Annotated in this window: 12 protein-coding genes and 1 pseudogene; 2 read left to right on the forward strand and 11 right to left on the reverse strand. The window is 57.8% G+C overall.

Annotation, left to right across the window (positions count from 1 at the left end):
- The first annotated feature begins 55 nt into the window (after positions 1-55).
- Together AS026_RS16625 and AS026_RS16630 are read left to right on the forward strand one after the other, a co-directional pair.
- Complete coding sequence (locus AS026_RS16625) at positions 56-340, forward strand: hypothetical protein (RefSeq protein ID WP_007539529.1); 285 nt, start codon at positions 56-58, stop codon at positions 338-340.
- Positions 337-1242, forward strand: a complete 906-nt coding sequence (locus AS026_RS16630) for a TIR domain-containing protein (protein ID WP_007539527.1) — start codon at positions 337-339, stop codon at positions 1240-1242. The genes AS026_RS16625 and AS026_RS16630 overlap by 4 nt, the downstream gene beginning before the upstream one ends.
- A gap of 106 nt (positions 1243-1348) precedes the next feature.
- Here the strand turns inward: AS026_RS16630 and AS026_RS16635 are convergent, their stop codons facing one another.
- The 11 genes and pseudogenes from AS026_RS16635 to AS026_RS16685 all read right to left on the reverse strand — a co-directional run.
- Positions 1349-2596 (reverse strand): type II toxin-antitoxin system HipA family toxin, encoded by a 1248-nt coding sequence (locus AS026_RS16635; protein WP_007539525.1) that lies wholly within the window; start codon positions 2594-2596, stop codon positions 1349-1351.
- Complete coding sequence (locus AS026_RS16640; RefSeq protein WP_007539523.1) at positions 2589-2924, reverse strand: helix-turn-helix domain-containing protein; 336 nt, start codon at positions 2922-2924, stop codon at positions 2589-2591. The genes AS026_RS16635 and AS026_RS16640 overlap by 8 nt, the downstream gene beginning before the upstream one ends.
- Positions 2925-3243: 319 nt before the next feature.
- Positions 3244-4800, reverse strand: coding sequence for an E2 ligase fold family C protein (locus tag AS026_RS16645; RefSeq protein ID WP_028746943.1), 1557 nt, complete (start codon positions 4798-4800; stop codon positions 3244-3246).
- 2 nt (positions 4801-4802) lie between these two features.
- Positions 4803-5243, reverse strand: coding sequence for a Mov34/MPN/PAD-1 family protein (locus AS026_RS16650; RefSeq protein ID WP_235777069.1), 441 nt, complete (start codon positions 5241-5243; stop codon positions 4803-4805).
- 44 nt (positions 5244-5287) lie between these two features.
- Positions 5288-5905, reverse strand: coding sequence for a putative metal-binding protein (locus AS026_RS16655; protein WP_007539518.1), 618 nt, complete (start codon positions 5903-5905; stop codon positions 5288-5290).
- Positions 5898-6194, reverse strand: coding sequence for a DUF2604 domain-containing protein (locus AS026_RS16660; RefSeq protein WP_007539516.1), 297 nt, complete (start codon positions 6192-6194; stop codon positions 5898-5900). The genes AS026_RS16655 and AS026_RS16660 overlap by 8 nt, the downstream gene beginning before the upstream one ends.
- A gap of 797 nt (positions 6195-6991) precedes the next feature.
- Positions 6992-7597 (reverse strand): hypothetical protein, encoded by a 606-nt coding sequence (locus AS026_RS16665; RefSeq protein ID WP_007539514.1) that lies wholly within the window; start codon positions 7595-7597, stop codon positions 6992-6994.
- A 29-nt stretch (positions 7598-7626) separates the two neighbouring features.
- On the reverse strand, positions 7627-8142 hold the full coding sequence (locus tag AS026_RS16670) for an LBP/BPI/CETP family protein (protein WP_062369541.1): 516 nt from the start codon (positions 8140-8142) through the stop codon (positions 7627-7629).
- An 81-nt stretch (positions 8143-8223) separates the two neighbouring features.
- Entirely contained in the window at positions 8224-9255 is a 1032-nt protein-coding gene (locus AS026_RS16675; RefSeq protein WP_245307409.1) for a heparin lyase I family protein, read from the reverse strand.
- An 18-nt stretch (positions 9256-9273) separates the two neighbouring features.
- Positions 9274-10371: an endonuclease/exonuclease/phosphatase family protein gene (locus AS026_RS16680; RefSeq protein WP_062369543.1), complete on the reverse strand. Its 1098-nt coding sequence runs from the start codon at positions 10369-10371 to the stop codon at positions 9274-9276.
- Between the two features lie 81 nt (positions 10372-10452).
- Positions 10453-10692: pseudogene (locus AS026_RS16685) on the reverse strand (hypothetical protein); the annotation flags it as partial.

Consider the following 10692-nt stretch of genomic DNA (forward strand, 5'->3'; position numbering starts at 1 on the left):
CGCCACCAGTCGAATCCGCACTCAGATGCAGTGCTTGATGATATGGAACGAAACAATGTTCAAAATCACCGGACTTGACAAACTCAAGAAGAAGACCGGCCAGCTTTCGAGTTTCTCGCAAGCGATTGATGGCGAGATAGCGAACGTCTCGTTCGATCCCACGGATCCTGCGAGCATTGAGGCGGCCATCCAAGAAGCGCATGACGCTATTGATCATAAAGCCATTCCCTACGAGCAAAATGATTGGATCACTTCCCTCGTGAAACAGTTGAAAGAGAGCGTTCGCGATCAAATCCTGGAGCGAGCCGCAGTGGCACGGCTTGAGAGGAGCGCGGAATGACCGTCGCGTCCGCTTTGAACGATGTGAACAATGCCATTCTCGATCTTCAGCAGGCTGACTATAACACCTATGACCGCCCCTTGAGGAAGCTGTCGAAAGCGCTTCAGAGCGATGAACTGAAGGACCTTAACGATGCGCTGAAACGCGCCGTAGACTTTGAAGCCTTCATCAACGGCTCGGAGCAAGGCAGTTCGATGATGGGCAGTGCAAGCTTGTCGTGGCCCGACGGTAAGGCACAAGAACTCGGTCTTACGATCACATTGATCGAGAAGGGCGCGGAAAATCCAGATTGGTTCATGAATTTTGGCCACGAATGGTTTCACGATGGAAACAAGCTGATCGCGGGGATCCGCAAAATGACCAAGTCCGTCCTCATTCCATTCGGGCGTGATTACAAGGCTTACGTTCTGGAGCACCTACCAGCGCCTGTCACTGAAATGCGCCCGGCGGACAAGTCCAAGGTTTTCATCGTGCATGGCCACGACGAAGGACCTCGCGAGACGCTCGCTCGCTTTATCGAGCAGCTCGGCCTAGAAGCCGTCATTCTGCATGAAAAGGCGAGCGGCGGAATGACCATCCCTGAAAAACTCGCGAAGTACGGGAACGTTGGGTTTGCCGTGGTTCTCCTGACGCCAGATGACTTCGGCAGGTCAAAGAAGGACACGCAGGAGAGATTACGCGCCAGGCAAAACGTCATCCTTGAACTCGGCTATTTCGTGGGAAGGCTGGGTCGGGACAAGGTCTGCGGTCTGTTGAAAGGCGACATCGAGATCCCCAGCGACTACGTAGGCACGGTTTATGTTTCGTGGGACGAAGTTGGAGCTTGGAAGCTTTCGCTGGCCAAGGAGCTAGACGCCGCTGGGTATGACATCGATTTCAACAAACTCATCAAAGGCGGTTAGTTTAACGACCGCCACAAAAGCTTTCTTGCCGGCACCGAGGTCAGAAATCTCCTTTATCCGACAAGAGATGGTGCGAGACGTCATCCGCGGATCAACGTTGTGGCCTTCACAACGTCAAAGCCCGCTTGAGATCGTCATGCTCGAACGCGCTGGCCATGCGATTGATCTCGGCCGTCCGGGCGCCAACCGCTTTGGCGATATCGCGCCAGGTCGCCGTCACCGTCGCCACCTCTTTGATGACCGTGCGCGCCTGCGCCAAGGTGAGCGCAAAAAACTCCGAAGCCGCCTCCAACAGATCGAGCGAACAGGTGCCTTCGTCGAGGTCTATGTTGGTTGTCAGCACGCGCGGCTTGACATCGGTCGGGACTGGATTGAGGTCGTAAACCGGTGACAACGACCATCCAGCTTTTCCGAGCCACAGGAAGCCGTGATTGCGGAGGTGGTCATCGACGTTGGAGATCAACACGTTGAAGACGACACGCCGATAGAGGGAGTGTGCGTCCGTCTTTCCCTGTGCTCCATATTGCGCGAGTGCATCGACGATCTCCGGATAACTGCCGCGCTCGCCGTCTCTGGCGCCCATCATCGCCATCGCCGACAGGAACGGGATGCGGGTTTCGCCCTCGCGATCGAAACGCCGTGACAACATGACTGCTTTACCGGCGACTTCGATGAGTTCGTGCTGTGGGGTAGTGATGCCGGCTTGGCCAGCTAATCTCAGCGCCACCTCCTCCCAGGTCTCCATGCTGTAATCGTCAGTTTCCTTCGGGAACTTGGCGATGGCGAGGTGTCCATGATGGTCGATAACCGACGCCTTTGGTCGAGCCCCACCAAGAGAGGAGCCGGGCGCGAAAATGAGCTGGAGGTCTTCGTCAGTCTCCTCATCGCGGAAAATACGCTCCGTGATCTGGAGGAGCCTGCCGAGCTCGATCAGGGCGGGCACGCCGGCGCGGATCGGTGCCTGGAACATCTCCTCGCCGACCCAGCGGAAGCGGAGCGCCCCAAGCCGCGTTTCGTCCGCAACACCGAGCAGGAAATCGCTCTCCGCAAGGGTCCGCACAGCACGGTCCTCGCGGTCGGCAAGGCGACGTTCTGCACGCCGCATGAGGCGGCGGCCCCAGGTGTCAGGTGCGGAGTCGCCGATCGAACCGAAGGTGGCAAGCCCGGCCGGCGGGGCAAAGGCGCCCCGGGTTAGGGCAAGGGCTGGCTCGAGTGAAAAACGATCGGGATCCTCGAGCCATTGACTGCCGTACTCGAAGAGGATCGTCTCCGTGCCTCGGACGCGATTGCTCCTTGCCAGTCCGATCGGGCGCGTGCGGCCGTTCAGATCGATATGTACCTCAAAATCAGCCATTACGTGATGATCCGGCGGGCCGCTTGAGATGCGCACGCTTTGGCAATTCGGCGATGGCCAGTGCTTGCCCGACCCTGTCGTTGCTTATGTCGGCGATTTGGCTCAGCCCGTCGAGCAATCCGAGCGCCTGAAGAACGCCAGCATAGATGCCAATGCTGACGTTGGTGTCGCCGGCTTCGATTTTCTGCAAGGTCGAGCGGGACGTGAAGGCGCGTTCGGCTACGACCGCCATCGGTAGCCGACGGCGCCGACGAGCATCGTGAATATCCGAGCCGAGCTTGCGCAAGGCTCGCCGCACAGCGGCAGGAGGGTTGTGTGGTGTAGGCATTTGAGACCTTCGCACTACATAATGGAAGGATATGTAGCACGAAGATTACAAAAATCCATAGTGAGACGAGATCTTGTTTATCAGACGTCCCCGATTTCCGCGATCATCGCCGCCGCACGCCAGTTCGCCGCGATGCGTAACAGGTTGACTCTGTGGCAAAGCGCGTCGCGATCATTCAGATTCGCTCCCTACGCTTTTCTTATGCATGTCGTTGCCACAAAACCGCTGCACACTTTTGCGCGACATACTTTAGGCTTTGAGAGTGAAGGTCGACGCTGGCCGACACACCGTCCGCGGCAACGGAAATGTCCACCTTTGTCTAGCCACTGGATATGTTGCTTAGCGGTTCAAGGCTGTTGCCGTATTTGCGCCTATAAGCCGAGATGAAATCCCCGTCGCAACAGACACAGCGGCCGCTCGAGTCTTTGGCTTTCGGGTCATGCAAGTGAGATCCGAGGGGGCGCAGTAGATTTATGCGAGTGCTTGTCGTTGGACTCATCGGGAAACCGGCACTGTGTTTGAACAGCTCCGCGGCAAGCATGATCCCGGCGAGCGCTGACTGAAAGGCCATGGGAACCACGGTTCGAACCTGACGACTTCCATTGCTGAGCTGGAATACGAGACCGCCGCAGATCGCCTGTTGATAAAAAGACCGCAGCGGCTGGCCAACAAACGGGGCCAGCGATTCAAAAGGCACAGCCATCGCCGTAGCTACCCGAACAACGAAGTCGGTTGGCACTCCGGCATTAGTCTGTAGGAGCGTCTTCACCTCCTCGTGTGCTTCCGATATTCCGAATTCCTCGGCAATCAGATGGTGCTCGTCCTTGGATTTTCCGGATGGCATGTACATGCAACAAAGGCATGCCTTGCCATCGTCGAAACCATGCCGCGAGATGCCGAGATCATATTCCTGCGTCCAGGCATTCGCGATCCAACGGGGCAGAGCACCTTGGACAGCAAGACGGTCGGCGGCTGTGTCAAGCGCCACACCCACTCGGTCGAAAACCCAGTTGCCCCGGCGCGCAATATATTCTGCCCACTTCAGCGGGTGCGCCTCGACCTTGAGAGCGGTCGATCGGAGGGTGGTGGTTGCAAGCTCCGTCTTGGAGATACCGATCTCCGCTTGGCCGGCCAATACGTAGCGCTGCAGGTTTGAGAGTTCGACCGCTTCATGGTCAATGACGTGCAAGCGACCCGCGAGGCCGGATTGTCTCGCCAGGGCCCAAAGCGAGCCATGGCCAATGGCGCCCAACCCGACGAGGTGCGCTTCACCAAGGTCGACAGAAAGATCAAGCGGGCCATCGCCGGCTTTGGTCTTGTTGTAGCTGTATAACGAGAGTTCGATATTCTCGTCGAGCTCGGCGCCGGTCAGCTGAGCGGCGAAGATGGTTCGAAAGACGTTGGCGGCGCCGAAGCAGCTCGCGGCGCCAGCTCCATAAGGCAGCAAGCTCGAGCCAGAGCCCACCGGGTCGTGACGCGATAGTTTTGCCGTCCAACCGTCCGACCCCATGAAAAAGGTGGTGCATTGCAGCGATGGGCGCGTCGTGCCTGCAACCAAGCAGACCGTGGCGGACTTGCCGGAACGCCGGATGCCAACTTTTGGATTGATCGACTTTGCCAGACGCTCCAGCGCTTTGGCTTGGGAGTTCGCCGAACTGTCCAAGGGAACTATTGCCAGAACCGGATACAGTCTGGCGAGCAACCTCACCGCAAGGTCCAGCGTCGCCTGGCCTTCGGCACACGAAGCGGCCTGCTCGTCGAAGGCGATGGCCACGACCTGCTTTTCAAGAGCCGCTTTGAAGTCGGCCAGATGAAAATCGGCCAGCACCTGAGATGCCGCCGTCGCGGCGCGATCGATGAAATTAGCAAGGGCCATCGTTAACTCGTTATCGAAATCATGCGCGTCAGTACCGCCGACGGCAGCTCGTTCCAGTTCGCCTTCGCGTCGAGTCGATAGGCGGCAACGCGAGCAAGGTCGAAAGGCTCGCGCGCAAAATTCGGCACGACCAGCGACAGACACCCAACCGTGGTAGCGACTGCGTAGGCATCATCGGTCGTCGAGTGATAGGCGCGGCCCGGATGACTGTGGATCTGCGCCAGAAGCGTCAGACCCCGTTTGTAGAGCCAGACATTGAGGCGGTGCAGTTCTTCGGCAGGGACCATCACACAGACGCCATCGCTTGTTCGGATGTGGCGCTGCGCCGGGATTACTGTCTCCGACACGACAAAATGCTGGTCTTGCCGGACGCCGACCCAGAGCGCCATCCCTTCATGGCCCTGCTGTCCAACCGACCGCAGATGCGCCTGTACAGTAGACACACAGTCTCGAGAGAGGGCGACGGTTCTGACGTCCGCTAACCCGGTCATTCTGGAATTGCCTGAGGCGACACCAACATTCCCACGACTATCGGCTGGAGTTGAATCTGCAACTGGTCTATCGGTTTGATTCCGTACTTGATGATTTTGTCCAGGATGAAGGCCAAACAGCCTTCGCCAGAACCCCGATGAAGAAGCCATGGGTCACCTGAGTGCGCTGGATTATCGTGGTATTCCCGGACTCCCGCCATGCACAGGAATGGGGGGTCCTGGAGACTGTTCGCTTGAATAAAGTCCGTCAACTGTACCGCGTTTTGCTGAATGAGATTTGCAATCATTTCCGGCGGGGTTCCGGGCAGTGGCGGACGCCTCAGCATATTCAGTTGAAGATCCTTCCGGGCAACCGGCTGGCGAGTGAACGGATCGACGAAGACCACGGACGGTGGTCTGAGATCGTAGTTGGTAAAGTCGATGTTGGTGGCCGCGCAGATAGCGCGCGGCTTTACCTTAGGGCTTGCGAATATGAAGAAAGCGCTCGGGAAGCTCGCCTCGACCAGGAAGCAGCCTTGTGTCCAATAGGCATCCGCATATGCCCGGAACCGGGCGACCTCCCGATCAAACTTTACTCGGGAGACCTCCGGGTCCACAGTTTGGAGTTCAGGCACCTGCGACACCCGCCTTCAGGCTAAGGAACAGAGTTACAGTGTTGGCTAGGCCGAAATCGCCAATTTTCTTGTCGGCGTCGAGCAAGGTGCCAGCTTCGTCCTTGAACTCCCAGTTCTCGGCAGGCTGAGCCAGATTCTGCGTTTGCTCAAGGGATTTGGTGCGAACGACGTGAAGCGGCTGGTTGGGATTGGCTTCGACCTCAGTGGGCTGGCCGTTCACCACGACCGTGATATCGATCTTCCCGGGGCCGCCGCCGTGATTATTCCCCTGACCCGAATTCTTCGACATTGACATACTCCTGTGGCTTGCCAACCGGCCCCAAGGTACTACTGCCGGCCGCCGGTAAGCGGGCTGGCATTCTTTTGATCGTCCAGTCGGCGCCACGAACCGCGAGTACGTCAAAGGCAGGGGATAAGCTACCGAATCGGTGCTGAATTTCTTTTACGCAGTAGTTGAGCAGCAAGTAAACGGGAAAAACTGCTCATTACAACTCTAATCGATTAGAGAATTGAGAAAGTATTGGCCTTTTCTTCACATGCTGGCGCAGTCACCTGTCGGAGGGGCAGAATGGTGAGTGTGCGGGCGACGGGGTCGATGACGTTCCGCCCATGATTTTCGCGATTTTGCGGTGGCCTGTCGCGGTCGAGCTCAGTCAATGTAGCTCGATCTGCACATCGAGTGCCCGGCGGATCGATGGCGTGCCCACGGGTCACGGCGCTCCAGTTATGCACATCACTTGATATCTACTTGTCTGCATACTAGAACGGTTCTGGCATTCGATATGCAGTGGGAAAGATATGCAGTGGCCTGCATTAGGCGACGACACGATCCGAACCGATGGGCAGTCAGTGACCCAGACTTGCGGGCTCTTTTCGAGACTCTCGGACTCACGAGCGAAAGTCAGCAGGCATCTGCTACGTAGCCGCCGTCGTGCGTGCCAATCTCCGTAGGCGGACTTTCCAGACCACTTTTTCGAGGTCGACCGCCGCAGCTGGTGACCCAGTTCTCTGCCTATGATCAAAGCAATGAACGCTCTTGGGAACTTCCCACACATGGGACGACAGCCAGATCGCGGAATCCGTTCATCAACGAGCTGTCTTGCGCCATGAACGCCATGTTCCGATGAGGAGAGCCGTTATTAGAACTGGCCAAAGAACATGTCCCCACGACTGGAGGATTTGCGGCTCAAAATAATAAGGCGATTCCAAGTTTATTGCCTGCGTGTCGCTCATGCAGTGGGTGATGCGCGTTGGTCCGGGGACGTTCGTCCAGAGGAAGTCGTAGTGGGGCCGTGAGGGGCAAAGCTCCGCCGGCGCCAATGTGAGGAAATATTGCAGCGACAGGGCAGCGGACGCGATAACGATAAGCGCAAAGATGATCAGCAGCGCGATCGCATCACGATCGCCTTTGTCCGAGGTCAGATTTTTGGAGGGCGGTCGCTCGGCACGGGCCGCTTGAAACCACAAAACCGCCGCGACGAAAGAGGCAACAATCGGACCAAAAACAATGAAGTACACGGCATTCAGTTTGAGAGGAATATAGTCGCCGATCAACGGGAGCTTGCCGGTATAGCTCGTGGGCGCGCGTGCGATCCATAGGGCTAGAACAAGACCCGCCAGAGTAATGAGGGCAAGCCGGACGACTGGATCCTTTAGGAACGTTCCGGCATCTCCCGCAGATGTTTCGCTCATTTACCGTTCCCCTCTTGCTGTCGCACGTGCTACTCGCACAATTTCTTGGCCTCGTTGGACAGGCCATCGCCAAGTGATTGAGAAATCTGCTCGCCAAGCGCCTTCACGACGTCGCCGAATGTCCCACCAGCGGAAAGAAGCTTGATGTCTCGGCGGCTCACCACGCAGGTGGTGAGGTTCATTTCCGCGTCGAAACTAAGTCGGGCCGAGACGTTACCTTTCAGGGCCGCAGCGTCCGATGTGCGGCAAGTCAGTGAACCTATGGCTCTTGCTGTCGCAAGATCCCCTTTCACGTCGACGGCGAATTCTTCGATTTCGACTTTCTCGAATTTGTCCACACCGATGCTGAACAGCCCAGTCTTTACCTTTAGCGACTGGCAAGGCTGGGCTTTCTCTATCGCATTCTCGAGGGCGTTTCCGGCCTCCGCAGACGACGATAGGGCCAGCAACACGGAAGTGACGAGAAAAACTCGCCAGAGTCCGGATGGTCCAGGCGATACAGGTTTGTTCGGTGTGGCCATAGCCGTCAGCCCTCGCGGGTTCATGCTAACTCTCCTTCCATCGATCCGTGGATATGCTTTTGTTCTTGGCGCATGGCCCACGGCCCTGCGCCAGTTCGTCGTCGGTCAGGGCGGCGCGAGCGTACCGTCTGGATCGACATCCTCCTTCCGCTCGCTGCGGATGAAGTGATCGAGGCGCGTTACCGTTTCGAACTCGGCGTGGTTGCGATATGAGCCGAATTTGAAATATTCGCGCTCCTTCGCGAGAAAGGGCTTAAAGCCGATAACGCCCTCGGTTTTGGAGATCTTTTTCCCGTCAGCCCAGATTTCAATCAGACCTGTTTTGTCGGAGACCAGACGCAGGTGATAAACCATCGTCGTCCATTTGCCGAACGGATCGGGTAGCGAATTATAGCGGGTGACCGACAACCCTTGCGCACAGCCGGTCAGGCCCGGGAGCGACAACGGGGCTGCTCCATGGGCGAGATCCTCGGCGTCATGGCCGACCGACAGCATCTGGTTTTTCATCAACGAGAAGAGTTGCGCCGGCTTGACGAGCGTATGTGCATTGCCGAATCCGGGTTCGACCGGCGCGGTCTCCTGCGAGGCGATGAAAACGCGGCAAAGGACGTTCTTCGGGTCACGGTTCGGATCGGCGTTATCCTGTTCGATGGAGACGGTGAAAGCTCGGCCGTTGAAACGCTGGGCAAGGATAGGAGCGTCTTGCGGGGAGTTTGTTTGTTTCCATTGTCCGATCACAAATCGTCCTGTGGTCGGCGTGATGCTTGCATCGACGAACATGTCGAAACGGTACCAAATGTCGGTGCCCATCGGCGCCAGAACCTTCTCCGCTTCCCACAGTTCCGAGCGTTCGCTGCCATCGCGATCGTAGGTGCCGTCTTCACGCGCGCATCCTTTGGGATGCCAGGCAAAGGCCAGCACATTATTTTGCGGCAGCGCCCTGACGATCTGTGTTGCCGCTGACCTTGCCTCATCCGGGATTTTGCCGAAGGAGAACCTGTTTTCGTCCCGACCGCATGAAAACCAGTTGTCGGACACGCTCGTGGCATCGAACTCGTCTCGGACGGTCGGCGACGCCGCATTCGCATTCGGAGCGCCCGCAATCAGCATGACGGCCAGCGCATAACTCAGTTGCATTTTCAATGGCCGGTCCTCCTAGTTCATCTTGATGGCTAGACTGCTGGGGCAGTGATCGGAGAGGCGCACCTTGTCGCCCGGCGTCGGGTTGGGCCAGGGAAATTGCTTTTCCGATTCCGGCACGATCATGGCTGCGGCCCGGGTGCCGTAGAGGAAGAACTCGATGGGAAGAATGTTATAGTCGTCGGGGTTGGCGATGCCGGATGGGTTCGGCTGGCGGAATTCGCGCCAACATGTCGACATGTTTTCATAGGGCTGCCGGAAGAGTTGAGCATCCGACCGCGGATCCCTGTCGTGACCGGTCTTGTCGGCGCTATAGCCGCTCAGTGCAATCCAAACTTCATCGGGGATCGCACCCGGCTGCGCGTCGAGGCGGCGATTAAAGTCACCGACAATCATCCACGCTTCACCCGCGGTTTCGCGCGCCTCGATCCATTTGCGAAGCGGATACATCTGCTGTCCCAAGGTATCGCATGCCCGGCTGGCTGGCTGTCCAGTTGCCGGATCAGTGTTCCAGAGTTTGAAACTGATAAAGTCGTCGAAGCAGCCACTCTTGAGATGAACATCAAGCACCCGCACCGTCGAGCCGCCCGGTGATTGGATCGTGACGTCCAGGCCCCACCGGATCCGGCGGATCGTTCCGTTGTCGTCAAAGGTGACATCGAGCGGTTTATAATCTGCCGCAGAAATGATCTTCAGCTGTGAGTTCGGCCGCAAGGCCACTGCCGGGTATTGAACGCGCGTCGCAGTCGTCGGCTTGACAGCGGTCATGCCATTCTTGGTACAAACTGGAGCGATATTCTGGCCCTCGGCTTCCGCAAATTGGCCACTGATGCAATGCTCCCAACCTTCGGCCACTGGAAAAACCGCGTCCAGCGCAGACGGGCTTGTGACCTCTTGTAGAAACAGGACATCTGCGGATACAGCGTCACGCCAGTGTCTGAGGTCGGCGTAATCCTGCTGCGTGCGGATATGATCATCGGGAAAAACGGTCTTGGGGTCGCCGGGGTAGACCAGCGTTTGAATGTTCCAGTTGCCGAGTGTGAAATCCGCCGCCACGGCCTGGATCGGCGCGGCCATTCCGAAAAGCGCTACACATATCAAACGTCCCAGCATTTTTCCCTCCGAGATCTTGGTCATTCACGCGGCATGTCGCCATCCACATCTGCAAGGTGCACGTCGTCGGACGCTTTGCCCTCAGTCTTTCGTGCTCAGCAACGACCGTTCTTCATTGAGCTTGTCTTCGCGCGGGGGCGGCATTTCAGCGTCGGGTCCTTGCTCAATGCGGGCGAGGAACCGAACGGCACTCCTGCTTGGCATGAACAGGTAGGCTCCACCGCGCACCCGCACGAAATCCTTTATCCCCGTCAGGTTCAGCGGGCCGCGCGCCGATGGGATCGTCAGCCGCCCCATGCCGCCCCCACGACCGGTGATCGG

Origin of the sequence: Rhizobium altiplani (assembly GCF_001542405.1) — a bacterium.
GTDB lineage: Bacteria > Pseudomonadota > Alphaproteobacteria > Rhizobiales > Rhizobiaceae > Rhizobium > Rhizobium altiplani.

What these genes read in the sequence shown, in the direction of transcription:
- AS026_RS16625 (WP_007539529.1), top strand. Translation starts at nt 56, where the DNA reads ATGTTCAAAATCACCGGACTTGACAAACTCAAGAAGAAGACCGGCCAG.
- AS026_RS16630 (WP_007539527.1), top strand. Translation starts at nt 337, where the DNA reads ATGACCGTCGCGTCCGCTTTGAACGATGTGAACAATGCCATTCTCGAT.
- AS026_RS16635 (WP_007539525.1), bottom strand. Translation starts at nt 2,596, where the DNA reads ATGGCTGATTTTGAGGTACATATCGATCTGAACGGCCGCACGCGCCCG.
- AS026_RS16640 (WP_007539523.1), bottom strand. Translation starts at nt 2,924, where the DNA reads ATGCCTACACCACACAACCCTCCTGCCGCTGTGCGGCGAGCCTTGCGC.
- AS026_RS16645 (WP_028746943.1), bottom strand. Translation starts at nt 4,800, where the DNA reads ATGGCCCTTGCTAATTTCATCGATCGCGCCGCGACGGCGGCATCTCAG.
- AS026_RS16660 (WP_007539516.1), bottom strand. Translation starts at nt 6,194, where the DNA reads ATGTCGAAGAATTCGGGTCAGGGGAATAATCACGGCGGCGGCCCCGGG.
- AS026_RS16665 (WP_007539514.1), bottom strand. Translation starts at nt 7,597, where the DNA reads ATGAGCGAAACATCTGCGGGAGATGCCGGAACGTTCCTAAAGGATCCA.
- AS026_RS16670 (WP_062369541.1), bottom strand. Translation starts at nt 8,142, where the DNA reads ATGAACCCGCGAGGGCTGACGGCTATGGCCACACCGAACAAACCTGTA.
- AS026_RS16675 (WP_245307409.1), bottom strand. Translation starts at nt 9,255, where the DNA reads ATGCAACTGAGTTATGCGCTGGCCGTCATGCTGATTGCGGGCGCTCCG.
- AS026_RS16680 (WP_062369543.1), bottom strand. Translation starts at nt 10,371, where the DNA reads ATGCTGGGACGTTTGATATGTGTAGCGCTTTTCGGAATGGCCGCGCCG.